26 protein-coding genes are annotated in these 23772 nt (G+C 57.7%); 12 read left to right on the top strand and 14 right to left on the bottom strand.

The annotated features are described in order from the left end of the window. Positions 1–106 precede the first annotated feature (106 nt). The 12 genes from pilM to HZA03_08255 all read left to right on the top strand — a co-directional run bounded on the left by pilM (position 107) and on the right by HZA03_08255 (position 9166). Entirely contained in the window at positions 107–1855 is a 1749-nt protein-coding gene (pilM, locus tag HZA03_08200) for a pilus assembly protein PilM (protein MBI5637934.1), read from the top strand. After that, positions 1852–2571: a type II secretion system protein M gene (locus tag HZA03_08205; GenBank protein MBI5637935.1), complete on the top strand. Its 720-nt coding sequence runs from the start codon at positions 1852–1854 to the stop codon at positions 2569–2571. The genes pilM and HZA03_08205 overlap by 4 nt, the downstream gene beginning before the upstream one ends. Positions 2572–2574: 3 nt before the next feature. After that, positions 2575–2907: a hypothetical protein gene (locus tag HZA03_08210; protein MBI5637936.1), complete on the top strand. Its 333-nt coding sequence runs from the start codon at positions 2575–2577 to the stop codon at positions 2905–2907. 205 nt (positions 2908–3112) lie between these two features. Then, on the top strand, positions 3113–4612 hold the full coding sequence (pilQ, locus tag HZA03_08215) for a type IV pilus secretin PilQ (protein MBI5637937.1): 1500 nt from the start codon (positions 3113–3115) through the stop codon (positions 4610–4612). A gap of 23 nt (positions 4613–4635) precedes the next feature. Continuing rightward, positions 4636–4776, top strand: coding sequence for a hypothetical protein (locus tag HZA03_08220; protein MBI5637938.1), 141 nt, complete (start codon positions 4636–4638; stop codon positions 4774–4776). A gap of 23 nt (positions 4777–4799) precedes the next feature. Continuing rightward, positions 4800–6140: a hypothetical protein gene (locus tag HZA03_08225; GenBank protein ID MBI5637939.1), complete on the top strand. Its 1341-nt coding sequence runs from the start codon at positions 4800–4802 to the stop codon at positions 6138–6140. Then, on the top strand, positions 6130–6882 hold the full coding sequence (locus tag HZA03_08230) for a hypothetical protein (protein MBI5637940.1): 753 nt from the start codon (positions 6130–6132) through the stop codon (positions 6880–6882). The genes HZA03_08225 and HZA03_08230 overlap by 11 nt, the downstream gene beginning before the upstream one ends. A 130-nt stretch (positions 6883–7012) precedes the next feature. Continuing rightward, complete coding sequence (locus HZA03_08235) at positions 7013–7225, top strand: hypothetical protein (protein ID MBI5637941.1); 213 nt, start codon at positions 7013–7015, stop codon at positions 7223–7225. Between the two features lie 167 nt (positions 7226–7392). Next, a complete protein-coding gene (locus HZA03_08240) occupies positions 7393–7878 on the top strand; it encodes a periplasmic heavy metal sensor (protein ID MBI5637942.1) in 486 nt (161 codons plus the stop codon). Positions 7879–7903: 25 nt separating this feature from the next. Next, positions 7904–8467 (top strand): sigma-70 family RNA polymerase sigma factor, encoded by a 564-nt coding sequence (locus tag HZA03_08245; protein ID MBI5637943.1) that lies wholly within the window; start codon positions 7904–7906, stop codon positions 8465–8467. Continuing rightward, positions 8460–8756: a hypothetical protein gene (locus tag HZA03_08250; GenBank protein ID MBI5637944.1), complete on the top strand. Its 297-nt coding sequence runs from the start codon at positions 8460–8462 to the stop codon at positions 8754–8756. The genes HZA03_08245 and HZA03_08250 overlap by 8 nt, the downstream gene beginning before the upstream one ends. A gap of 2 nt (positions 8757–8758) precedes the next feature. Continuing rightward, positions 8759–9166, top strand: a complete 408-nt coding sequence (locus HZA03_08255; GenBank protein ID MBI5637945.1) for a hypothetical protein — start codon at positions 8759–8761, stop codon at positions 9164–9166. 81 nt (positions 9167–9247) lie between these two features. Here HZA03_08255 and HZA03_08260 read toward each other — a convergent pair whose 3' ends face one another. The 14 genes from HZA03_08260 to HZA03_08325 form a co-directional block, all read right to left on the bottom strand. After that, a complete protein-coding gene (locus HZA03_08260) occupies positions 9248–9688 on the bottom strand; it encodes a hydrogenase maturation protease (protein MBI5637946.1) in 441 nt (146 codons plus the stop codon). 22 nt (positions 9689–9710) lie between these two features. Continuing rightward, complete coding sequence (locus HZA03_08265; GenBank protein ID MBI5637947.1) at positions 9711–11150, bottom strand: Ni/Fe hydrogenase subunit alpha; 1440 nt, start codon at positions 11148–11150, stop codon at positions 9711–9713. 23 nt (positions 11151–11173) lie between these two features. Continuing rightward, positions 11174–11734 (bottom strand): NADP oxidoreductase, encoded by a 561-nt coding sequence (locus tag HZA03_08270; protein ID MBI5637948.1) that lies wholly within the window; start codon positions 11732–11734, stop codon positions 11174–11176. Next, positions 11731–12459, bottom strand: a complete 729-nt coding sequence (locus tag HZA03_08275; GenBank protein ID MBI5637949.1) for a (2Fe-2S)-binding protein — start codon at positions 12457–12459, stop codon at positions 11731–11733. Before HZA03_08275 ends, HZA03_08270 begins: the two co-directional genes overlap by 4 nt. An 18-nt stretch (positions 12460–12477) precedes the next feature. Continuing rightward, positions 12478–14322, bottom strand: a complete 1845-nt coding sequence (locus HZA03_08280; protein MBI5637950.1) for an NAD(P)H-dependent oxidoreductase subunit E — start codon at positions 14320–14322, stop codon at positions 12478–12480. A gap of 171 nt (positions 14323–14493) precedes the next feature. Further along, positions 14494–15639 (bottom strand): DNA polymerase III subunit delta, encoded by a 1146-nt coding sequence (gene holA, locus HZA03_08285; protein ID MBI5637951.1) that lies wholly within the window; start codon positions 15637–15639, stop codon positions 14494–14496. Next, positions 15629–16357 carry a metallophosphoesterase family protein gene (locus HZA03_08290; protein MBI5637952.1) on the bottom strand — a complete coding sequence of 243 codons (729 nt, stop codon included), beginning with the start codon at positions 16355–16357 and terminating at the stop codon, positions 15629–15631. The genes holA and HZA03_08290 overlap by 11 nt, the downstream gene beginning before the upstream one ends. A gap of 9 nt (positions 16358–16366) precedes the next feature. Next, positions 16367–16780, bottom strand: coding sequence for a transcription antitermination factor NusB (nusB, locus tag HZA03_08295; GenBank protein MBI5637953.1), 414 nt, complete (start codon positions 16778–16780; stop codon positions 16367–16369). Positions 16781–16898: 118 nt separating this feature from the next. Further along, positions 16899–17357 carry a cyclic nucleotide-binding domain-containing protein gene (locus HZA03_08300; protein ID MBI5637954.1) on the bottom strand — a complete coding sequence of 153 codons (459 nt, stop codon included), beginning with the start codon at positions 17355–17357 and terminating at the stop codon, positions 16899–16901. Positions 17358–17642: 285 nt separating this feature from the next. Beyond that, positions 17643–18107, bottom strand: coding sequence for a 6,7-dimethyl-8-ribityllumazine synthase (locus tag HZA03_08305; protein MBI5637955.1), 465 nt, complete (start codon positions 18105–18107; stop codon positions 17643–17645). Further along, positions 18104–19324: a bifunctional 3,4-dihydroxy-2-butanone-4-phosphate synthase/GTP cyclohydrolase II gene (locus HZA03_08310; protein MBI5637956.1), complete on the bottom strand. Its 1221-nt coding sequence runs from the start codon at positions 19322–19324 to the stop codon at positions 18104–18106. Before HZA03_08310 ends, HZA03_08305 begins: the two co-directional genes overlap by 4 nt. A gap of 23 nt (positions 19325–19347) precedes the next feature. Then, a complete protein-coding gene (locus HZA03_08315; protein ID MBI5637957.1) occupies positions 19348–19989 on the bottom strand; it encodes a riboflavin synthase in 642 nt (213 codons plus the stop codon). Next, the gene (gene ribD, locus HZA03_08320; GenBank protein ID MBI5637958.1) at positions 19989–21104 is read right to left on the bottom strand and encodes a bifunctional diaminohydroxyphosphoribosylaminopyrimidine deaminase/5-amino-6-(5-phosphoribosylamino)uracil reductase RibD; all 1116 of its coding nucleotides are present in this window, start codon (positions 21102–21104) and stop codon (positions 19989–19991) included. The genes HZA03_08315 and ribD overlap by 1 nt, the downstream gene beginning before the upstream one ends. Positions 21105–21114: 10 nt before the next feature. Beyond that, positions 21115–23766, bottom strand: a complete 2652-nt coding sequence (locus HZA03_08325) for a pyruvate, phosphate dikinase (GenBank protein MBI5637959.1) — start codon at positions 23764–23766, stop codon at positions 21115–21117. Positions 23767–23772 lie beyond the last annotated feature (6 nt).

The raw sequence follows: 23772 nt of genomic DNA on the forward strand, positions 1-23772 counted from the left end.
ATGCCCTGCCCCTCGCAAGCGTTCATTCTCTTGCTCCAGTTACCCAGCTTTCCGACATCAAAGACAAAAAATAACCACTGGATAACCACCAGCTATCTATAACATATTGAATAATAATCCACATCTCCTGTATGGCATTCAGGGGCTTGCGGCCCGTTTCAACTTTCCGCTGGTTAATTCGCATACCGGCATTGTTATCGGCAGCGGCAGGTTGTGCCTGATTGATCTGAAGCGCGGCGGCGGTGGTTTTTATCTTAACGTTTTGGCTGACGTGCCGCTTGAAGGGCAGAACCCGTTTTCCCCCGATGTCTCGCGGCTGCTGACCCGCCTCGCCCGGGAAAACAGCCTGCATGGGCGGACCGCCGCCATTCTCGCCGCTGGCCGCGGCTTGCGGGTGCGGATTCTGGAGATGCCCCGCATGGAACAGGGCGAACTGGTGGCATCACTTCGTTTTACCGAGGCCGAGGCGTTACCGTATCCGATGGAGACCGCGGCGCTGGACGGCTGCATTCTGCCGGGTGGCGCGGAAGGCCGGATGCCGGTGCTGATGGCGGCGCTGGAGTGCGCCGAGGCGGACCGCCACCATCAGATGCTCTCCCGTTCGCCGTTTCGGCCAATCGCCCTCACGGTGGTTCCGGCGGCGCTCGATGCGCTGCTGGAGCACTCCCGTATTATCGATACGAGCGTCCCGGTTTCTTTCATCAGTATATCGGGGGCGCATATCGGGGTTTATATTTTTGAAGGAGGCGGCATACGGTTTACCCGCGATATCGGTTTTGGCGGCGATGGTTTTACCGATGCGCTGACGGGGGCGTATGAGGCGGAAGGGGGGGGAATCGCCGTTTCCCGCGAAGAGGCGGAAACGCTTGTCGCGTTCTTCGGGATACCACGCGGTGATAGTCTCGGCGCACACGGACCCAGGGGGATTTCGGGAGAAACGGTTTTAGCCCGTTTGCAGCCGGCGCTGGATAAGATGGTGACGGAGTTGGGCCGGTCGCTCGACTATTACCGCAATGAATACCAGCATTCCTCCGTGCCGCCGGCCTACCTCATCGGCTCCGCCGTCCGGATAAAGAACCTTGCCGAATATCTTACCGATGCGCTTGGCTGCCGGTTCTCGGTCTACAACCCGTTCGGCGATTTTATCGCGGCGGAGGGGCCGGGCCTGGCGGCGGCGCGGGATAACGGAGCCGCTTGCGCCGTGGCGGTGGGGGTGGCGCTGGATCAGGGGCGGCGGATCAATCTCCTGCCGGAAAAAAAGCGATGGTCGCCGCGGAATTGGCTGCGTGCGCGGCTTCCGGCGGCGGCGGCGGCGTGTTATTGCCTGCTGGTATTGGGTGCCGGCTTGGCGGGTACCGCATACCGTAAGAGCCTGGATGCGCAAATCGCCGAGGTGGAGGGGAAAATTGCCGTTCTCAAGCGGGCGCATGACGCCGGCGCCGTCATCGAAGCGAAAATGGCCGACATCCGCGGGGAGATCGGGGCAATTGACGCCCGCAAGGCGGCATACCCGGAACTGGAAGGGCGCGGCATCGGCTGGAAGGAACTGTATGGGGAAGTGGGGAGGCTGATGCCGGACGATATGGCGCTGGATCGCCTCATTTTCCGCTTTGGCAACACGAAGGAGTATGCGGCCGATGGCGTCATGTATGGCAGGCAAGCGTTGTTTGAAGGGCGCGTCCGGGGCGGGGCGGGCGGGCAAGTGAAAACCCTGGAGCAGTTTTTGGAAAAAATGCGGGACTCCGCGTTTTTTACCCACGCCACACTCATAAGCTCCCGCGAGGTGGCGGCGGATGGCGGCAACGCCTATCTGAAGTTCACGCTGGCGGCGGACATCCGGCGGGAACAGCTATGAAAGATTCCCTGCTCCATTATTGGAAACGGTTTTCGCGGCGTGAAAAATTCCTCTGCGCCGCCGCGGCGGGCGTTTTGCTGCTGTATGCCAGCTATGCGCTCGTGCTGGAAAACTCCGTGCGGGATGCACTGAATAAGGATGCCCGTCTCGCGCGGCTCAACGCCGAATACCAGAGCATACGGGCCGGCAGCCGGCGGCTTGAAGAGCTTAAGGGGAGCTTGGCCGGCCTCGGTTTGGAACTGGAGAAAAAGCGGGAGGAGGGGCGGCTGCTTGCCGAAGGCTTACAATCACGCCGCCCCGCTGAAACCTTGTTGCACGAGCTGCGTCAAGCGGCCGGCGCAATCCCCCTGCAACTGGTGGGGATGGACATAAAGACCGGGGTGATTTCCAAAAGCAGGGAATTCGCCGTGGAACGCGCAACGGGGGCCGCGCCGGGGGAGCCTCTCCATGTCGGCGCAATGCGGACCGTCAAGGTGGATTACACGGTAAGCAAGATTGTCCTCTCCTATCGATCCACCTACCATGGCGCCGTTAACTATTTTCTGAAAGTAATGGATTTACCCTATGCCATTTCGGTGAATACCGTGGAGATGGAGCGGAGCAATATGGCCGGAATAGCCGTTGGCGGCCCGAAACGGCATATCGCCGGGGGCGGCGTTTCGGAAGGGGAATTGCCGCTGAATACCAAATTGGGGATTGAGATTTTCTACCGGTAAGTTATGAAAAAGGCAATCTTAGGACTTTTATTACTGTCGTTGCTGGCGGATGCCGTGTTTGGTACGGAACTTGAATCATCCAAGTCACGCAACCCCTTCGATTTCGGCGGGGGAAGCGGCGACAAAGGGACTTTTGGGAACAAGCCGGTATCACGTTTGGGTATGGTCGTGGACGCGGGCGGCAAGCATGTCGCCTACATCGATGGTATCCCCCATAAGGTGGGGGATGTGGTTGATGGAGCGCGGATTATGGACATTACACTGAAATATGTGGTGCTGGTTTCCCCGCAAAAGACTTGGAGAATGTATGTTGAACCGCTCAAGGAGAAGGAATAGCCCGGCGTATCACGCGCTGCTATTGTCGTTCTTCTTTGCGGTTTCGTCTTGCGCTACCCCTCCGGCCAAAAAAATTGTAGTTGAACCAGCAAAAAATGACGTAACTTTTCTTCCGTCACAGCCGCAAACGGCAGCCGCTCCCTCAATTCCGCCGGCGGGCGCCATACAAAGCTCCCATGGGGATGATTCGGCCAAGCCGTACCTGTTGCAACTGCGTGATGAAGAGCGCGGCGGCTCGGAAAACCGCCAGCGGCGGGAAAACCTCTTTTCGTTTCATTTCAAGGAAACCAGCCTTGAGTCGGTTGTTAACATGTTGAGCGACCGGGGGCGCAACTTTCGCTATGTGATACACCCCGATGTCGGATCGCGTAAAGTATTGGGGCTTTACCTGGAGGACGTTACGTGGCGCGAGGCGCTTGCCACCGTCGCCCGGCTGCACAATTTGATTATCACCGAGGAGCACAACCTGGTGGTGGTCAATACCTACGAGAATTACATGGCGGCGCAAGAACAGGACGTTAAGCGCGTCCGCTTATCGCAGGATCGCGCTGAAATGGAGCGTTCCATCCTGGCGGCGTCGCTTAAGTCCAAACAACTCCAGGCGGACGACCGGCGCACATTCCGTTCGTTTAAACTGAAATACGCCGAACCGAACGAGGCGAAAGCCTATCTGGACCGGATTTTCAGCGGCCCCGGTGAAATGCCGTCATCCGATGCTTCCGCCGAAAAGGGCGCCGCGGCCCCGGCGCAGTCAAGCTTCCGCATATTGTTCAGCACATTCAGCAAAGCGTCGATTTTGACCGCGTACGGCACTCCAGCGGATATTGAGGATGTGGCGCGGCGCATCGAGGATATTGATGTTCCGCAGCAGCAGATATTCATTGAATCCCGCATTGTCGAAGTTATGCGCAGCCACAGCCGCTCGCTTGGCGTTCAGTGGGGCGGGCTCGCGGCGCGCACCACTGGCAGCGTATTTCCCGCCACTGTCGGCCTTGCCGGCAGCGCGCAGGTGGGAAGCACGGCGCTGGTGCCCAACGGGCTTGCCGCCACGCCGGGGGGCGCGCTCTCAAACGGTTATGCGATGGGAACATCGAACGGCATGGTGGATCTGCCGGCCACTGATCCCTCCAATTCCGGCGCGTTACCCGCCGCGGTAAGCATCGCGTTGAGTGACGTCGCCGGCACTTCGTCCCTCAATCTGCGCTTCAGCGCGCTGGAGCGCGACGGCAAGGGAAAAACTTTGAGCAACCCGAAAATCGTTACCATCAACGGCGTGCGGGCAAAGATCGCCAGTGGCCGTGAAATCCCGTATCAGCAGTCGGCCGGCGGCTCGTCGGGGGCGACCACCGTGGCATTTAGAAACGCCGTCATCTCGCTGGAAGTCACCCCGTTTGTTACGCCAGACAACAGAATTTCGCTCAAAATCGCCGCCCATAAGGACGACGCTGATTTTACGAACCCCGTTCAAAACGTTCCCTCGATACTCACCCGTTCGGTGGAGACCAGCGTTGTGGTGACGGATGGCGGCACCGCCGTGTTGGGAGGCGTATTCGAGAATCTGCAGACAGGCACCGAACGCGGGGTGCCGTTCCTTTCAAAAATACCGGTCATTGGCTGGCTTTTCAAGGGAAGCGAGGATCTCGATAACGAGAAGGAGCTGCTTATTTTCATTACGCCGCGCATTGTAAGGGGCAATTTCACATGATCGGACAAAGTAACATTAACTTGATGGTGCGTTTGGTTGTGGGGACGGCGTTGCTGTTGCTGATCCTCTGGGGGAGCGGCTCCGGCACCGCCGACTCAAAAGAGCCGCAAAAAAATGCCGTACGCCCCATACACCGGACCGCCGCAAATACCTCCCCGCGATGAAACAGGATACGCTTAACACCGTAATGGTCCGTCTGATTCTCACTACGGGGCTTCTGCTGCTGTTTACCTGGGGAGCAAACGCCGCCGAACCCGGAGCAATGAAGGGCATCGGACAGATGAAAGGGTTTATCGAGGCGGGGGAAAAAAGCATTACCCTGCTCACCGTGGGGGATCGGGTAAAATTAAAGCTGAAAAACCCCGAAGCGGTGATGCCGGGGGACCGGATGGACATTTATGAGTCGACGAAAACCGGCACGGTTGACGACCGGGGCGATGAGTTACTGGCCTGGGTCGGACGTTTGGTGATCACCGGTATTGATGGCGGGACGGTGCTGGGTTCGCTGGAATCAGCCACGCGGGAGATTTTCGCGGGCAGCCATTTGGATTACACCCTGCCGGACGAGCGGCGGCAGAGCCGTTATTTCGGCCTGATGCGGATGATGGCCGCCTCGATGGCCGATCCGGCGCGGAATTTTGTGACAGTGGCGTTCCCGGATGTGACCGATGGCGCCGGCAACGAAACCCGCCTTTCGGAAGCCGCCTATGTTCAATTGCGGGAGGCGCTTTGCGGCCAGCCGCAATTCCGTTGTGTGGAGAGGGGCGCATTGCGCGCCATGCTGGACGAATATGACGTGAAAACCGGCGCCTCCGCCGGGGGGCTGGCGCGCGGCAAGGCCGCCACGCGGTTCGATGCGGATTGGTTTGTTACCGGACGGCTTGCTTATGTGGATGCGTTGGACGCCGCCGCGCGTGGGAATGTCCGTTCCGGCGGCCTTCTTCTCACTGTGACGGCATATGACCTGCGTAACACCGCTAAGGTCTTTGCTTCCACCTATCCCGTGGCCGCGGGAGAATACAATATCGCCAATGGCGCTCCGGATGACGTATTGGTGGCATACCGTGCCGCGCGTCACGCCTATCTTAAAATCATGGTTGATGGCGGCGCCATGCTTTCGGGCCGTAGGGTGGATAACCTTTTCATGGCGCCGCTGGACGAGTATGTGGATATGGAGTACCGCCGCCACATCGGCGGCGGTTCGGACGGCCGGGTTGTCATGGGAAACATTGAGATTTCACTGGATGGCAAGCCGCTGCGGCGGGGAGCCGATGGGGTGTATTATGATGACATCATCAGCGCGGGCGGCCATACGCTGCGCGTTTCGGCAGTCCCGAGCCTGATGGGGCGGGGGGAACCGCCGATTGGCAAGCGGCTGGATAAGAGCGTACAACTGATTATCGCGCCGGATGCCGCTTTTATGAGTCAAGTGGTGGTCGGCATCCTTGGCAGACAGGGGTTGATAGCGGTCGACACGCGTCCCATGGGAGAGCATCCATTTAAGGGAGTTTTGGCTGATGGCAGATAAAAACGACGCGCCGCAGCGCCCGGCGGCGGAAGCCGCGCGGAGCGCCGGAGAGGGGTCGCCATTTTCCATGCCGTTGGAAAAAGGGATGGATATTTTGGCGGAGCCGGCCGCAAAGAAAACGGCGGGGGAAGAAGGGCCAAAACATGAAGTAAAGCGCGCGCCGCAAGAGGCCGCGCCGCCCGCCAAAACGGCGCACACGGCGGACGTGCGGTGCCACGGCCCCCGTCTCTGGAGGCTGTTGCTGGCGATGTTCCTCTTTCCCTTTTTCTTCAATCTCGGTTCGGAGCTTTATTTGCTGGCTCGCACCGCCATTATGGCGCACATGGGCGGCTTGCAGACCGCCGCGCCGCCGCCTGCCCAGCCATCACCGGGCAAGAGCGATGCCGACAAGATGATAGACAGCCTCGCGGTGGTGATCGCCAATCAGGAAAAATTGTTGCGCGATGCCGGTCAATCGGATGCCGGCCGGGTGGTAATCATACATCCCGATTATGCCGGAACCTTTTCGTATGACGCCGAAAAAGGCAAGGTAAAAGAGCTGGCCGGCATTGATTTGGACGACCCCTTGGCGGGTTCAGACAAGTTCGGCAAGATAAAATCCGCCGAGGTCTTAAGCGCCGTCATCGGATCATTCGACCGGATATTACTCAACGCGGCTCAGAACAATGTTTCCGAATTCAGGGTAAAAAATACCCTGGAAGCAAAAAAACAGGCGCTCAGACGGTTGCAAGAACTCCGCTAATGGGAAGTGTTACGTAAAATCAATAGGTTGTATATCGCTGATGCGCCAAGGGGGGCGCGGTGTAACCTTTCCGCAACTCATGCGTCTAAATGGGCAATAGTCAGAACCTATTAACAATTTAGGAGGATACTTGAACATGAACACTTTCTCTAAAGCTCTCGTTGCCTTGATGGTTGTCTCGATGGTTGTTACCAGCGGCACCGCGTTCGCCGGCGAAACGAAACACAAGAAGCACGAAGCCAAGGCTGAAGAAAAGGCCGCGGCTCCGAAGGAAGAAAAGAAGGCTGAAGAAGCGAAGCCCGCAGCGGCCCCGGCAGCGGCCCCCGCAGCAAAAGGTAAATAAGCTCCCGCTTATTTCGCAATCAAAAGCGGACGTCCCTTCACGTGCCCGGATGGGCACGTGGGGGCGTCCGCCTTATTTTTTTGTTTCCGATAATTCCCTATTTGATATTTCTTCGCGCGTAACCTTTAATACTGCTTATACGTCTTTCTTGAAAGGGATAAAGCATTATGCGGCGGATTGTTGTTGCTCTTTTTTTAACCGGTTTCGCGCTGACGGCAATGGATGGTTGGGGGCGGAGTGCCGCATGGGCCGAAGGGGGAGCCGCCACGGTTAAACCGATGGCGGGAGACCGCCGCAAAGAGCCGACGGCCGCGTTATTTTTTAGCGGCCGGCTTGGACGTATTGGTCTTAGCAAGGAGCAGAAGGAGAAGATACGCGCCATATTCGTGGCGCATGAAGGGGCGTTGGCGGGCGCCAGCGCGCGGTATATTGAAAAGCGCCGCCAGATGCGGACGCTGATTGACGATCCCGGCGCCACCGAAGAGGCCATCGCCGGCGTAGGCGAGGACATCGGCCAGATCGAGGGCGAACTCGCTATAGAGCGGAACAGGGTATTGAAGGAAGTGATGAGTCAGCTGACGCCAGAGCAGGCGGCAAAATTTAAAAAAGGGCGTTTGGCGGGCCAAAGACAGGAAAGCGGACAACCCCGGTAGTGCGGCGGATAGCGGGGGTATAGAAATGGATTCCGCTGGCGCGGGTATCCCGGATGAGCGGCTGGTTGACCAGGTCCGCGCGGGGGATGGCGTGGCGTATGAAGAGCTGATCCGCCGGCACAAAGGGAAGATTTTTGGCATGGCGGCACGGATTGCCCGTGATGCCTTGGAGCTTGAGGAAATTGCCCAAGAGGTCTTTGTAAAGGCCTACGAGAACCTGGCAAGCTATCGGGGCGATGCGCCGTTCGGGCACTGGTTGTCGCGCATCGCCACCAATACCTGCCACGATTATTTGCGCAAGCGGAAACAGCGCCGGGCGGAAGTATCCGTTGACCTGTATGAGTGGATGTTGGAGGCTCCGGCGGAAACGCACGGAGCCGCGCCGGAGGAACTGGCGGCATTGGCGCGCGCGCTGGAGCGGCTGCGTCCCGGCGAGCGGCTGGTGTTGACGCTTTTGGAGTTGGAAGAGAAAAGCGTGAAGGAAACGGCGTATATTATGGATATAAGCGAAGGGAACGTAAAAGTACGCGCCCATCGCGCCCGTAAAGCGCTTAAAGAACTGCTGGAAAAGGAGTTGAAACATGGATGACGCAAAACTGGATCGCCTGTTATTGGCGTTGCGCGAACGGGCGGTGGATACCACGCGCATCGAGCACGGTTTTGAAACGAGGATGATGGCGGCTTTGCGTCAGCGCCAAGCCGGGGAGCCGGCGGTGTTTTTCATGGCGTGGAAGCTTGCTCCCATGTTTTTAGCGTTGCTGTTGGCGGTGGGGGGATGGGTGTATACCGTCGCCGGCCCGCAGGGGGGCGTTCATATCGCCGCCATCGGCGCGGGACATGAAGAGGTGCAGATGGTTCGTTATATGACGGGCGACTGACAGTGAATGCAAAGTTGAAAGGAATCACCGGGGTATTGGTGATTTTCCTTGTCGGCGCCGCCACGGGATGGATCGGCGCGCGCCATTGGTATAAAGAGCGGTTGGAAGGCCTGATGCGGGGGAATCCCGATGCGTTTCATGAAGTCATCGTGCGCCGATTGAACAAAAAGCTGAATCTCAGCCCCGCCCAGGTGGACACGCTGCGCGAAATATTAAACCAGTCGCACGAAGAAGTTACCGCCGCGCGCGAAGAACTCTCCCCGGAGATTCAGGAAATACTCGAAGAGACCAGGAGCCGCGTGGAAGCGATTTTGACACCGGCGCAGGCCTATGTGTTTAGGCATCTGACGGAAAAGGAACATACCGCCAACCAGATGGCAACCACTCCCCCCGCCGCGCCGGGCAGGTAGGCCCCACATTCTTCGGGTTATCTTGCTTTGTTGGAATAGGGGATACTTTCCCTTATCGGCGCACCCCCGCCGGAGCGCATTTTAACTTATTCTTTTCCCCTGCCCGAGCAATTCCAGAATAAACAGGAAGGCGGCATCAAGGTTTTCCTTTGCCCGTTCCGATATACCCTCGCCGAATCCTTCATACTCATAACCGCGGATGCCGAGGATATACCCTTTTGTTTTGGCGCCGAACATCGTCCTCGCGAAAAACATCGCCGCCTCCGGCGAAAGGCTATGACTGTTGAATGTTGGTTGCGTGGCCGCGATGGGTATCTCGGTAAACGAGAACGGGGCTTGGCCGCTTATGGCCGCATCGGCAAAAATGACATAATCGTGCCGGGCTATTTCATGCGCATGGTCCACAACCAGTTGGTAATCCGTTTCGACGGACACCCCTTTGAGGGCGCGCGCGTCAAGCAGGGCCGACAAGGCCGGACCAAGGCCGTCATCGATACGGCCAGGATTGCCGTAGCCGATCACCAGGACTGTTCCGGAAGTTAAATCAAATATACTGGCTGTTCCGGTCGACAAGGTTTCCATCCGCGTCATACATTTCAATCGCCAGCGGCATTTTCCCTATCGCATGCGTTGCGCAGGAAAGGCAGGGGTCATAGGCCCGAACCGCAACTTCCACGTGGTTTAGCATCCCTTCCGTTATTTTCGGTTTTCCCGAAATATGATCCTGGGCGACTTGTTTAACGGCGCGGTTCATGGCCTCGTTGTTGTTGGTGGTGGAAACGATCAGATTGCAAAAGGTAACCTGGTCGTTCGCATCAACCTTGTAATGGTGGAACAGTGTGCCGCGCGGCGCTTCAATCACGCCGATTCCCTCTCCCGCGCGTTCCCCTTTGACCATCAGGTCCGTTCCCTGCAGGTCGGGGTCATTAAGCAATGTTTCGATGTTCTCCACGCAATGCAGCGTCTCTATCATCCGGGCCCAATGATAGGCAAGCGACATATGGTTTGGCGCGCCGCGGGTAAGGTTTTTGAATTCGACAAGGGCCTTGCCCGCCTCCGGGGTATCGATAAACCCGCACGTGTTCATGCGGGCCAACGGGCCCACGCGGTACCATCCGTCAATATGTCCGCGGGATTTGATAAATGGGAATTTCATATACGACCACGGCTTTACCTCCTCCATAAGATACTCGTTAAAGCGGCGGTAATCGACTTGGTCGAAAATAAGGTTTCCCCCGGCATCCAGGGCCCGCAGGTTTCCATGATAAAGGTCCAGCGCGCCATCCTCGCGCACGAGGGAAAGGTGGCTGGAATTGAAAACCGCAAACGCTTGCACGGCCGCAAGGTTGTCAAAGGTGTATTTTTTGGCAATATCAAGCGCGCCGAGCGCCCATGTCTTCATCTGCCCTATATCGCGCAAAAAAACATCCCGTTCCGCGATGGAAAGGTTTTTGTTCACCCCGCCGGGCACGGCGCCGGTTCCATGTATTTTTTTTCCGGCGGTGGCTTTAATAATCTCCTGGCCGAATTTGCGCATCATGACGCCCTGCACGGCCAATTCCGGCATTTTTTCAATTACGCCAAAAACATTGCGCGATTCAGGATCGGAATCAAAACCGAACAGCAGGTCCGGCGAAGACAAATGAAAAAAGTGCAATACATGGCTTTGCATGATTTGACCGTAGTGCATCAACCGCCGTATTTTTTCCGCCGTTGGCGTAAGCTTCTTCGCCCCGACAATCATGTCCATCGCTTTTGACGCGGTGAGGTGGTGGCTTACCGGGCATATGCCGCACAGCCGCTGGACGATCACCGGGACTTCCCAATAAGGGCGGCCGCAAATAAACCGCTCGAATCCGCGAAATTCGACAACATGAAGCCGTGCCTCGCGCACGTTATTATGGTCGTCAAGGTGAATGGTGACTTTTCCATGCCCCTCGACACGCGTTATCGGCTCTATCTCAATAACCCGTGTTTTAGTCATTGCATAATCTCCAATGCCCGCATCTAATCAAACTTGATTACTTCGCTGGGCAAATCCGATGGTTTTCCGTTCAAAAGGGCGTTTATCGCCTGCCACAATATGTCGCCCGAAGGCGGGCACCCCGGAATCTGGTAGTCCATTTTTACCACCTCGGCGCACGTGTATACCTTGTCGAGAATCAGCGGCAACGCGGGGTCGTTTGGAATGTCGTTCGTCGGGTTATATACATACGGACTGTTCAGGTATGCCGTTTCCAGGCATTCCCGCAGCGGGTCTTTTGAATGCATTATGGCGTTCCGCATCACCGGCAGTCCCCCCATTACGGCGCACTGACCGACGGCAACCAGCACATCGCAATTCCTGCGGAATTTCCGCAATGTATGGACGTTTTCCTCGTTGCAGCATCCACCCTCGATAAACCCTATATCGCATCGCGCCTTAAACCGTTTCAGGTCGTTGACGGGGCTTCTGTCGAACTCCACCAGTTTGACCAGTTCCAAAATCCGCTCGTCGATATCCAGCAGGGACATATGGCAGCCAAAACATCCCGCAAGGGATATGGTGGATATGCGCTTTTTTTTCATTTTTTGATCCCCTTCGGAGTCTTTTCAATTTCCGTTCCGATGGGATGCAAGTCGAATCTGCGCTGGCCGACCGGATCATAAAATCCGCGCCGTTTCTGAATAATGCAGCCGACCGGACAGATGCCCGGGGCCACGGCATGATCGTCGATATGGACGTTGGTCTGTGCCAGGTTTTTTCCGTTCACTCCCACCTGTTTGTTAATCCCGCGCCCGATATAGCCGAACACGTTTTTGTGATCCATATGCCGCGAGGCCCTGATGCAACGGCCGCACCGTATGCACCGGTTGGTATCCAGCATGATATCCGGATGGGAAGCATCCACCGGACGCACCGGCTGTAAATAGGGGTACTTGTCGGGCTGCAAAATCCCAAGCCGGTATCCCAGTGCCTGCAACTCGCACCGTCCGCTAGCCTCGCAGCAAGGGCACAGGTGGTTCCCTTCGTGAAACAGCATCCGGACAATATCCCGCCGGCAGTTCCGGATTTCCAGCGTATCGTTTTCCACCTCTATGCCGGGGGCCACCGGTTGCGTGCAGGCGGCCGCGGTCCGGCCATTGATTTTCACCGTGCATACGCGGCAGCTCCCCTGCGGTTCCAACCCTTCAACATCGCAAAGACGCGGAATATAGATGCCCGCCTCGTCGGCGGCATGCATAATTGTTTGTCCGGGTTTACCCCTGACTTCAACGCCGTCTATTTTGAAGACAATTGCATTATTCACAATACCTTCTCCAGACCCTTGCTACCGTTCATTTTCGTTCCCGAAAACCGGATCGTAAATCATCGATTTTCGTTTTGCGATTCTTCGGGATTCTTCAAGCGCTTTCTGAATATTGAATCCCGGCTGCAAGCCGTCGGCGCTTTCCTTCAAATGCGATGAGTATACCAGCGGGAATTGCGCCATTGAGTTTAATACGCATTTCGGCGCCGAACTTCCCAGTCCGCACCGGCTGGTCATCATAATTGTTTTGCCAAGGTCTTTTAGGTAGTCCAGGTCCGCGCTTTCCGCGAATCCATGCATTACTTTCTGGATCCTCTCCCGCAGAAACACGGTTCCCACCCTGCACGGCGTGCAATACCCGCAGCTTTCATCGGCGAAAAATTCCAGGTAATAATCAACGATAGCCAATACATTCCGGCGGGAGTTGAATATCGTAATCGCTCCGCCCGTGGGTAAATCGGAAAAGCAGATTTTCCTGTTAAAAAACCCGCGGCCTATCATCTCGCCGCTGGCGCCCCCCACTTGCACGATGACCGGGTCTTCAGCTCCCGCCATCTCAAGCAGCGCGGCGATTTCAACTCCATACGGAATCTCATATACGCCAGGTTTTGCGCAATCGCCGCTTATGCTGAGCAGTTTCGTCCCGTGGCTGGCTTTCGTTCCGATGCCGGCAAACCATGCGGAACCGCGGTCAAGTATCCGGGCCGCGCAGCAGAACGTTTCAACGTTGTTCACGATAGTCGGTTTGGCAAGGTATCCCTTTTCAACGGGGAAGGGGGGGCGGTTTTTTGGCTCGCCGCGCAACCCTTCGCACGAGCTGATAAGCGCGCTTTCTTCGCCGCAAATATAGGCCCCCGCGCCCAATTGTATCCTGATATCGAAGTCAAATCCCTTCTTCCCGCATATTGCGGTGCCCAATAAGCCGGATTTTCGCCTCTCTTCCATAACACTTTCAAGATAGGGGAGGAGATATGCGTATTCCGCGCGCAAATACAAAATGCCGCTATCGCTCCCAACCGCATAAGCGGCGATGGTCATGCCTTCGAATATAAGGTTTGCGCGCTCCGTTAATAGCACCCGGTCCTTAAAAGTCCCCGGCTCTCCCTCATCGGCATTGCATATTACGAACCGCCGGTTTGCTTCGGCCTTTTGGGCAAGTTTCCATTTTTCACCGGTGGGAAAGCCGGCGCCGCCCCGGCCCCGTAAACCGGATTCGGCAATTTCCTGGATGACTTCAAGCGGTGTCTTGGACAGAGCCTTTTTCAAGCCGGATTCGGCTTGAATCCCATCGGCCAAGATCACCTCGCCCTTCATCCGGATATTGTTTTTCACCATGGCGTTGACGAGATGATTGCCGTTATTGCCGTCGCCCCTCACCGTCACAAGTTTTGACGGGTCTGAAGATGACTTTAACCGCCGGGCGATATCCCTGGCGGAATCCGGGGTTAACGAGGTTAACGCCACTTCGTTAACCAACGCGGCGGGCGCCTGGTCGCTCATTCCGATACACGCGGTGTACTCCAGCGAAAATTTCCGGTCGGGAGAGGTCTGCCCGATACCGATACCCAATTCTTCTGAAAAAACAGCGGCGATTTTATCAATCCCCGCATGGCGGTCGACTATGTCGCCGCAAAGCCGGATGATGATTTTGCCTTTCGGGGTCTCCGAAAAAAACGAATAAAAAGATACGATTCCCTCGATGTGCACCCGGCTGGTATTAATCGTGGCGGCGATCTTTTCCATCGCATCTTCATTGATGCAACCAAGCGATTTTTGGATTTCCCACAGAATATCGATAACCCGGCCAGGATCGTTTTTATGCTTATTGCATGCTTGGGCGATCACTGAATCAAGATTCGATTTCATATTGCCGCCAATCGGTTCGCCGTAAGCGTGCAACGTGAAAGAATATCCTTGCTGCCCTGTTGCATGTTCCAGACCCCACACATGAAAGGGAATTTGGGAGAAGCCTCCTACCAGCGAAATTATAGCATCGGAAGGGGACGTTGGGAAGGATGAAACCTGAACGGCGGAATTTTAGCGCGCGGCCGTATTTTTGGACTGCGGTGCAATGATGCCGACAATCTCCTGCTCAAGGATGAACCATTCATTGAGGTTGCCGCTTTTCATCCGGAAGTCGGCGCGCGCGAGGCGGAAGATGATCCGCTTGAGCTGCTCGGCGGTGGTTTTCCGCGTTTGATCCGCAAGTTTGTTAAGGTGCCACGCCGACCTGATTCCCGCGCGGGCCATGATCTCATCGTCGCGCAGGCGCTGGTCTTTTCCGCTACGGACCATCAAGAGCTTGCGGAAATGCGATGCGAGCATCCCCATCACCGGCAGGTGGTGCACTCCCTGCATTTTCAGGGATGCCAGCACGTTGAGCGCATCATCGATATTGCGCCCGGCCAGCGCGTCGGTCAGTTTGAAAACGTTATCCTGGCTGGGGGCGGACATGCACTCTTCCACATCCGCCATCGTCACCCGCTTGTTCTCGCCCATGTACAGCGCCAGCTTGATCATTTCGCTGTCGAGAAAGGGGAAGTTGCCCACCAGGCGTTCTTTAGCGGAATCTTTTCCCACAAAGCGTTCTTCCATCCATGCGCGCGCGTCCGGCGCGAAGGTGAGGCCGCTCGACAGCAGTTTCTCCTCGAAGATTGCTTTGCGGTCATCTTCGGTGAGGTTGAAGGAGACGGTGTAGGCGGCGGCCGCGATATCTTTCCAGAGCTTTTGGCGCATATCCACCTTGCCGGGGGCGATGACCACCGCCACGTCAGGCGAGGGTTGCCGCAGATACTTCAAAAGCGCCAACAGGTCCTTTTCGTCCAAACGGACGTTTTTCGCCCCAATGGCATCTTCCGCGCCATCCTCGCCATCCGCGCCGGAGCAGCCACCGGCACCGCGCCCCTTTTTCAAAAGTCCTTGCAGCAGCACCCCCCGTTTCTCTGAAAAGAAGGAGACGGTGAGCACATCGGAGAGGAAATCCCCGAAGGAGTTTTCGGCAAGGTCGTACGCGCGCCACGCGGTGCTGGGGTCGCCGGTTTTCAGGAGATGGTCGCGCACGGATCGGACGGCCGCCGCGATGCCGCTTTCCTGTTCGCCGTGGAAGAAGTAGATGGGGGCCGTCTTGCCGGCGGCAAGCGATTGCTGGAGTTCCTTGAGGGAGTTGGTTCCCTTAGCGGCCAAGGGCCAGCCTGTCGATGAGGTAGCGGGGGAGGTTGTTTTTTTCCATCTTTTTCTGCACGCGGGCGACATCGTACTCCACCCGGCGGTATTCGATGTTCCGTTCCTTCGAATCGTAGACCACATAGCAGGATTCGGGATTGGAATCGCGCGATTGTCCCACGCTGCCGACGTTGACGATGTATTTGCGGTTTTTGTCCAGCGTCTTGTAGATGTCGCGGATCGGCAGGATGTTCACCTCGTCCACATACTCGATCATGAGCGGCTGATGGCTGTGCCCCACGAAGCAGAGGTCGGCCGTCAGCGAGCGGTAGTTGTCCATGGCGTCCTGCATGGTGAGGATATAGTGCCATGCCTCCGGCTCGAGCGGGGTGGCGTGGGCGAAGAGTATGCCGTCCATCTGGGCGGACGGCGTGAGCGTTTTGAGCCACTCCTTGTTCGGCTCGGTGAGCGTCTCAATGGTCCAGAAGAGCGATTCCTTGGCGTAGGGATTGAAGTAGGAGTGGTCGGTGAGACCGACGGCCGCCCAGTCGTGGTTGCCGGCGAGTATGAGGTCGGCGTTTTGCTTGAGCAGGTCGATGCATTCGTTCGGCTCCGGCCCGTAGCCGGCGATGTCCCCCAGGAAAACCTTTTTGTCGACATCCTCGCGCTTGATGTCCTTCAATACCGCCTCGAACGCTTCCATGTTGGCATGGATGTCCGAGTAGATGGCGATCCTCATATACGTTCCTTATTGGGCGGTTCTTATTTCTTTCTGGATTCTACCCAAAATGCCATTGATAAAGGAAGAAGAATCGGGGGCGGCGTATTGCTTGGCCATTTCCACAGCTTCGTCGATGATGACGGCGGTGGGGGTTTCCGGATGTTCTTTCAGTTCCCACGCGGCGATCCGCAGGATGTTCTTGTCCACATCGGCCATCCGTTTCACCGGCCAGTTGTCGCTGGCGGCGGAGATGATGGCGTCCAGTTCGGCGCGCCCGGCATCCACGCCGTTGACGATGGTCATGGTGAACGCCTTGAGCTGGTTGGAGACGTTGTGTTCAAGCCAATAGTCGGCGGCGGCCTGGTCGGCCGGCTGGGCCGAAAATTCCATCGAGTAGAGTATGCGCATGGCGGCTTCGCGGCCAGCCCTTCGTGATCCCATTATTTATCCTTGCCCGTTAAAGTTGATTGCAAAGAATACCACGATATTATGCATCTTTGTTATCCAATAGCGAATGCCGGGGAATGGGAGCATTTTAACGCGTTTGGCGGCGTGACAGTCACATTGAAGAGAGTTGGTCGCGATGAACGCGTACCATCTCGTTGGCGCGCTGGCTGACGATGCGGGCGAGGTTTTTATATATTTTCGCCAGCAGGCCGATATTGATGTTGTCGTTAAAAATCTTTTCCGAGATGTTGAAAACCTGGGTCTCTTCCACCGCGCGGACGGATGCGTTCCGGGTTTGCCCGTACAACATCCCCATCTCACCAAAAATCTGTCCGTCGCCAAGTTTAGTTATGACTTTGTCCGGCTCGCGGGGCATGAAAACCTCCACCGCGCCGGAAATCACAATGTAGACGCTGTCCGCCGGATCATTTTTATGGAAAATCACCTGGCTTTGTTTGAACACTTGCGGCTTGACCAGCCTGAACAGGTTCACCATGTCTTGGTCGTTAAATTCACGGAAGAGGGCGCAGTTGGAGCGCAGTTTGTCGAGCATGTCCTTTTGTGTGGCCATTTTCCGATCCGCGTCAGTTTGCCAGGAAAAGCACAAGGAGATAAAGGACAAACAAGGGGAGGGGGGCCAAAAAAAGGAATATGAGTATCCCTTTTTCCGATTTGGATTTTGATTCGGCGGAGTTATTCAACGGACGTTCAGGTTTTTCATCCACGCAAAGTATTCTCCAAAAAGCCGCTTGTTTTTGCCGCCTCGGCCCCGCGCCGATGCTGGAGCATATCATGGCATATCTTAGGGCTTTTTGTCACCGGGGGCGCTCTCCCGCATAGCTAGGGACGGCTTCCGTCAGATTTTCTTGGCGTTGAGGTCCATCATCTCCAATGCGGTCATGGCGGCGTCCCACCCGCGGTTGCCCGCTTTGCTGCCGGCGCGCTCAATCGCCTGTTCAAGATTCTCGGTGGTGACGAGGCCGTATACCACCGGGATGGCGGCCCGCATCGCCAGCGCCGCGACCCCCTTGGTCACTTCGGCGGAGAGGAACTCGTAGTGGCTGGTATCGCCGCGGATGACGGTGCCGATGCAGATAACGGCATCGAACTTCTTCGCGTCGACCGCTTTGGCGGCGGCGAAGGGGATTTCAAAGGCCCCCGGCACGCGGATGAGGGTGATGTCGTTATCGGATGCGCCGTGGCGCACCAGGCAATCCCGCGCGCCGTCTATCAGCTTGGCGTTGATGAATTCGTTAAAGCGGCTGGCGACGATGGCGACTTTTTTTCCCGCGCCGTTGATGTTTCCTTCAATCAGGTTCATTTTCCTTCTCCTTCGGTTTTCAGTTCCAGCATATGGCCGAGTTTTGACTGTTTGGTCGTAAGGTAGCGCAGGTTGTCGCTTTTGGGGATGATCTGGATCGGCACCCGGTCTTCGATGTGCAGGCCGTATCCTTCCAGGCCGACAATCTTCTTCGGATTGTTGGTGAGCAGGCGGATGCGGCCCAGCCCCAGGCTTCTGAGTATCTGCGCGCCGATGCCGTAGTCGCGCAGGTCGGGCAGGAAGCCGAGTTTTTCGTTAGCCTCCACGGTGTCGTGTCCCTTGTCTTGCAGGGCGTAGGCCATCAGCTTGCTCATCAGGCCGATGCCGCGCCCTTCCTGGAAAAGGTATACCAGTACGCCGTTCCCTTCCTGGGCGATCATCCGCAGGGCGGTGTCGAGCTGCTCGCCGCAATCGCATCGGCGGCTGTGGAAAACGTCGCCGGTGAGGCACTGGCTGTGCATCCGCACCAGCGTGCTGGTATCGCGGGAGATGTCTCCCATCACCAGCGCCACATGGTTTTCGCCGTTAATGACGTTCTCGAAGCCGATGATGCGGAAGGTGCCGTATTCTGTCGGCAGGTTCGCCTCGGCAATCTGTTTCACCAGCAGTTCGCCCTTCAGCCGGTAGTTGATGATCTCTTTCACGGTGACCATCTTGATGCCGTGCGTGGCGGCGAACTTCTCAAGGTCCGGCAGGCGGGCCATGGTGCCGTCGTCGTTCATGATCTCGCAGATGACGCCGGCGGGGGAGAGTCCCGCGATGCGGGCGAGGTCGACCGATCCTTCGGTCTGCCCGGCACGCACCAGCACGCCCCCTTCGCGCGCGCGCAGGGGGAAGACGTGTCCCGGCTGCACCAGGTCTTCCGGTTTGGCGTCCGGGTTCGCGGCCGCCAGGATGGTGGTGGCGCGGTCGGCGGCGGAGATGCCGGTGGAAACGCCGTGGCGCGCCTCGATGGAGACGGTGAAGGCGGTGGAAAAGCGGGCGCGGTTCTTTTTGGTCATAAGGGAAAGGCCCAGCGCGTCGATTTTTTCGGGGGTCATGGCGAGGCAGATCAGCCCGCGACCATGTTTCGCCATGAAGTTGATGATCCCGGGCGTGGTTTTTTCGGCGGCGCAGACGAGGTCTCCCTCGTTCTCGCGGTCTTCGTCATCCATCAGGATGACCATCCGTCCCGCCGCCAGTTCTTTGGCAGCTTCTTCCACATTGCAAAAAGCCATTTACAACCTCAAGGTGCCGCGGTTCAGATGAACCCTTTTTCTTTTAAGAACTTCTCGTCGATCCGGCTTTGCGGCCGGCCCGATAAGAGCAGTTTTTCCGTGTATTTAGCTATAATATCACATTCCATGTTCACCGCCGAACCGGGAGTGAGGGCATGGAGGTTGGTGATTTCAAGGGTGTGCGGGATCACCGCGATGGTGATGTGGCGGGCCGAAATGCGCGCCACAGTGAGCGATATTCCACTTATGGCAATTGAGCCTTTTTCAACGGTATACCTGTCAATATCTTCAGGGATTTCGAAGTTAAGCTCCACGTTGTCGCCGATAACCTTTTTTCCCAGATAGGTTCCCAGCCCATCGACATGTCCCTGCATGATGTGGCCGCCAAGGCGGTCTGAAAGACGGAGCGCTTTTTCCAGATTTACCGGCGTTTTAGGTTTATAGCCGCCGATGATGGTGCGGTCGAGCGATTCCTTCGATACGTCGAATACGGCGCTATTGCCGGAAAACTCTTTGGCGGTGAGGCAGACGCCGTCGATGGCGATGGAATCGCCGATGGCGGTGTCGGTCCAGAAGCCGGGGGCGTCTATGACAAGGCGCGCGGCTTTCCCCGCGAGGGAGAGCGCGCCGACCGTGCCGGTGGCCTGAACAATGCCGGTAAACATCAGCGGTTAATATACCCCTCTATCAGGAAATTCGTGTTGGTTTTGGAAAGCCGATCTCCGCCCATCGGGGTGATGGCCGTATTGCTGATTTTGATTGCCCCGGCGATGCCCTTTACTCCCGCGCCGCCGAAGATTGAATAGCGGCCGCTGCCGCCGAGGAGTATGGGGGCGTAGAAGAGGGCGAGTTTGTCGACGATCCCTTCGTTCAGCGCGGCGGTGTATAGTTCGGCGCCTCCTTCCATCAGGAGGTTCACCACGCCGCGCTTGCCCAGTTCCGCCATCAGTTCCTTGAGATTCACCCGTTTGTTTTTTTCGGGCAGGCGGAGGATGGCGGCTCCTTGCTCTTCCAGCGCTTTTGCGCGGCGGCTGTTGTCGCTGGCGGTGGCGATGATCACTTTCCCGCCGATGGAGTGGAGCGCCGCGGCGTCCGGCGGGGTGTCGAGGTCCGTATCCACGATCACGCGCAGCGGCTGCCTGACGCCATCCTTTTTTTTCAGGCGGACGTTCAGGCGCGGGTCGTCTTTCAGCACGGTGTTCACCCCCACCATCACGGCATCGCTGGCGGCGCGCATCTCGTGAACCTTCTGGCGCGACATCTCGTTGCTGATCCATTTGCTGGTGCCGTCATCGGCGGCGATTTTGCCGTCAAGGCTGCACGCCGCTTTCAGGGTGACGAAGGGGAGGTTTTGGGTGATGAATTTGTTCCATCCCTCGTTGAGCTGCTGCGCCTCTTTTTGCAACAGGCCGACCATCACGGTGATCCCCGCTTTTTTAAGGCGGGCGATTCCCTTGCCGGCCACCAGCGGGTTGGCGTCCTGCGTGGCGATGACCACTTTCGTGACGCCAGCCGCAATAATGGCATCGGCGCAGGGGGGCGTTTTGCCGTGGTGGGAGCACGGCTCCAGCGTGACGTAGAGCGTTGCCCCCTTGGTGTTCCCCTTTGCTTTTTTCAGCGCCACGATTTCGGCGTGGTCTTTCCCCGCTTTTTCGTGGAAGCCTTCGGCTATGATCTTGCCGTTCTTGATAAGGACGGCGCCGACGAGCGGGTTGGGGCTGGTGCGCCCGCGGGCCTTTTCGGCCAGCGCGAGCGCACGGAGCATGAATTCCGATTTCATCAAAAAAACCTCAGGCGGTGCCGCTGCTGGCCTCGCCGATGGCGGCGTGCGCCGCGGCAAGCCGGGCGATCGGGATGCGGTACGGCGAGCAGCTCACGTAATTCAGCCCCAGCCGGTGGCAGAGCGCGACCGATTTCGGATCGCCGCCATGTTCGCCGCAGATACCGACTTTCAGTTTCGGGTTCACCAAGCGTCCCTTTTCCACGCCGATGCGCATCAGTTGGCCCACCCCCTCCTCGTCGATGCTGATGAACGGATCGTCCGCGAAAATCCCTTTTTCAACATACAAGGGGAGGAAGGTGCCGGCGTCGTCGCGGCTGAGGCCGAGGGTTGTCTGGGTGAGGTCGTTCGTGCCGAAACTGAAAAAGGCCGCTTCCTTGGCGATGCCGTCGGCGCAGAGCGCGGCGCGGGGCAGCTCTATCATGGTGCCGACGATGATCGGCAGCTTGACGCCTTTCTGCTTTTGCACCTCTTTGCCCACGCGGACGACCATCTCTTTGCATATCTCAAGTTCTTTGAGGGTGCCGACGAGCGGAATCATCACTTCGGGCATCGCTTTCACTTTTTTCTTCAGCAGATCGGCGGTCGCCTCGAAGATGGCGCGGGCCTGCATCTCGTAAATTTCCATGTAGGTGATGCCGAGGCGGCAGCCGCGGTGCCCCAGCATCGGGTTGGCCTCGTGCAGGTGTTCGGCGCGGCTTTCCACGTCGCGCGCGGGGATGCCCATTTCGTGCGCCACCTTGTCGATCTGATCGTGCGTTTTGGGCAGGAACTCGTGCAACGGCGGATCCAGCAGCCGGATGGTGACCGGAAAGCCTTCCATCGCCTTGAGGATGCCCTTGAAATCGTTTCGCTGCATCGGCAGCAGCTTGCGCAGCGCTTTCATGCGGGCCTCTTTGCTGTTGGCGATGATCATCTCGCGCACGGCGAGGATGCGGTCCTTGGCGAAGAACATATGCTCGGTGCGGCAGAGGCCGATCCCCGACGCGCCGAAGCGGCGCGCGATCGCGGCGTCGTCCGGCGTATCGGCGTTGGCGCGCACACCCAGTTCGCGCATGCCGTCGGCCCACTCCATCAGGGTGTCGAAATAGCCGGAGAGGGTGGGGGAGACCAGCGGGGTTTTGCCCAGTATCACCTGTCCGGTGCTGCCGTCGAGGGTTATCCAGTCGCCCGCGGCCACCACCGTCTTGCCCACGTGGAAGACGCGGTGCACTTCGTCTATCTTGATGTCGCCCGCGCCGGAGATGCAGCACTTGCCCATGCCGCGCGCCACCACCGCCGCGTGCGACGTCATGCCGCCGCGCAGGGTGAGTATGCCTTTGGATACGGCCATGCCCGACAAGTCTTCCGGCGACGTTTCCAAACGCACCAGGATGGGGGCTCCCCCTTTTTCAGCGAGTTTGCGGGCTTCGATGGAATCGGACACAACAACGCCCACCGCCGCGCCGGGCGAGGCGGGAAGCCCCCGCGCCAGCACCACCAGCTTAACCTTCGGGTCTATCATCGGGTGCAGCAATTGATCGATCTGCGAGGGCTCGATCCGTTTCACCGCCTCCTTCTTTGAGATCATCTTTTCCTTCACCATCTCCACCGCGATGCGTATGGCGGAGGCGGCGGTGCGCTTGCCGACCCGTGCCTGCAGCATGTAGAGCTTTTTGTTCTGCACGGTGAATTCGAGGTCGAGCATGTCGCGGTAGTGTTTTTCCAGTCTCGCCGCGATGGTGAGCAGGTCTTTGGTCGCCTGCGGAAAAACCTTTGCCATGCCGTCCACATGTATCGGGGTGCGGATGCCGGCCACCACGTCTTCCCCCTGCGCGTTCACCAAAAATTCGCCGAAGAAGCGGTGTTCGCCGGTGCTGGGGTCGCGGGTGAAGGCCACGCCGGTGCCGCTGTCGTTCCCCATGTTGCCAAAAACCATCGACTGGACGTTAACGGCGGTGCCCCAGGTGACGGGGATGTTATAAAGCTGGCGGTAATCCTTGGCGCGCTGGTTGTTCCAACTGCCGAAGACGGCGTTAACGGCCATGGTGAGCTGAACCTGCGGGTCCTGCGGGAACGGCTTGCCGGTTTTCTGTTTCACCGCGGCCTTGAACGCTTCCACGATCTCTTTCAGCGATTCGGCGGTGAGGTCGGCGTCGAATTTCACGCCGGTATGGTGCTTTTTCTGTTCGAGGATATGTTCAAAGACGCTTTTCTTGACGCCCAGCACCACGTCGCCGAACATGGCGATGAAACGGCGGTAGCTGTCGTACGCGAAGCGGGCGTTGCCCGTCTGCTTGATGAGCGCCGGGAGCGTCTGGTCGTTCAGGCCGAGGTTGAGCACGGTGTCCATCATGCCGGGCATCGAGGCGCGCGCGCCGGAGCGGACGGAACAAAGCAGCGGGTTGGCGGGGTTGCCGAACTGGCGGCCCATCATTTTTTCCAGGCGGGCCATCTGCTTGGCCACTTCCTCTTTCAGCCCTTTGGGCCATTTCTCGCCGTTTTCGAAATAGTAGACGCACGCCTCGGTGGTGATGGTGAAACCGGCCGGCACGGGGCAGCCGAGGTTGCACATCTCGGCGAGGTTCGCCCCCTTGCCGCCGAGAAGGTTTTTCATCTTCGCGGTTCCATCGGCTTTGCCGGGACCAAAAAAGTAAACGTATTTTTTTGTTGTCGTAGCCACGATAGC

This window comes from Nitrospinota bacterium, from assembly GCA_016217735.1.
GTDB lineage: Bacteria > Nitrospinota_A > UBA7883 > JACRGQ01 > JACRGQ01 > JACRGQ01.

Bases quoted from the DNA above. Each gene is read 5' to 3' on its own strand.
- nusB (MBI5637953.1), bottom strand. From the start codon at position 16,780: ATGGGATCACGAAGGGCTGGCCGCGAAGCCGCCATGCGCATACTCTAC.
- HZA03_08220 (MBI5637938.1), top strand. From the start codon at position 4,636: ATGGTGCGTTTGGTTGTGGGGACGGCGTTGCTGTTGCTGATCCTCTGG.
- ribD (MBI5637958.1), bottom strand. From the start codon at position 21,104: ATGAAATCGGAATTCATGCTCCGTGCGCTCGCGCTGGCCGAAAAGGCC.
- HZA03_08225 (MBI5637939.1), top strand. From the start codon at position 4,800: ATGGTCCGTCTGATTCTCACTACGGGGCTTCTGCTGCTGTTTACCTGG.
- HZA03_08250 (MBI5637944.1), top strand. From the start codon at position 8,460: ATGGATGACGCAAAACTGGATCGCCTGTTATTGGCGTTGCGCGAACGG.
- HZA03_08265 (MBI5637947.1), bottom strand. From the start codon at position 11,150: ATGACTAAAACACGGGTTATTGAGATAGAGCCGATAACGCGTGTCGAG.
- HZA03_08315 (MBI5637957.1), bottom strand. From the start codon at position 19,989: ATGTTTACCGGCATTGTTCAGGCCACCGGCACGGTCGGCGCGCTCTCC.
- HZA03_08300 (MBI5637954.1), bottom strand. From the start codon at position 17,357: ATGGCCACACAAAAGGACATGCTCGACAAACTGCGCTCCAACTGCGCC.
- HZA03_08290 (MBI5637952.1), bottom strand. From the start codon at position 16,357: ATGAGGATCGCCATCTACTCGGACATCCATGCCAACATGGAAGCGTTC.
- HZA03_08305 (MBI5637955.1), bottom strand. From the start codon at position 18,107: ATGAACCTGATTGAAGGAAACATCAACGGCGCGGGAAAAAAAGTCGCC.
- HZA03_08245 (MBI5637943.1), top strand. From the start codon at position 7,904: ATGGATTCCGCTGGCGCGGGTATCCCGGATGAGCGGCTGGTTGACCAG.
- HZA03_08310 (MBI5637956.1), bottom strand. From the start codon at position 19,324: ATGGCTTTTTGCAATGTGGAAGAAGCTGCCAAAGAACTGGCGGCGGGA.
- HZA03_08205 (MBI5637935.1), top strand. From the start codon at position 1,852: ATGAAAGATTCCCTGCTCCATTATTGGAAACGGTTTTCGCGGCGTGAA.
- HZA03_08240 (MBI5637942.1), top strand. From the start codon at position 7,393: ATGCGGCGGATTGTTGTTGCTCTTTTTTTAACCGGTTTCGCGCTGACG.
- HZA03_08270 (MBI5637948.1), bottom strand. From the start codon at position 11,734: ATGAAAAAAAAGCGCATATCCACCATATCCCTTGCGGGATGTTTTGGC.
- HZA03_08280 (MBI5637950.1), bottom strand. From the start codon at position 14,322: ATGAAATCGAATCTTGATTCAGTGATCGCCCAAGCATGCAATAAGCAT.
- HZA03_08230 (MBI5637940.1), top strand. From the start codon at position 6,130: ATGGCAGATAAAAACGACGCGCCGCAGCGCCCGGCGGCGGAAGCCGCG.
- HZA03_08210 (MBI5637936.1), top strand. From the start codon at position 2,575: ATGAAAAAGGCAATCTTAGGACTTTTATTACTGTCGTTGCTGGCGGAT.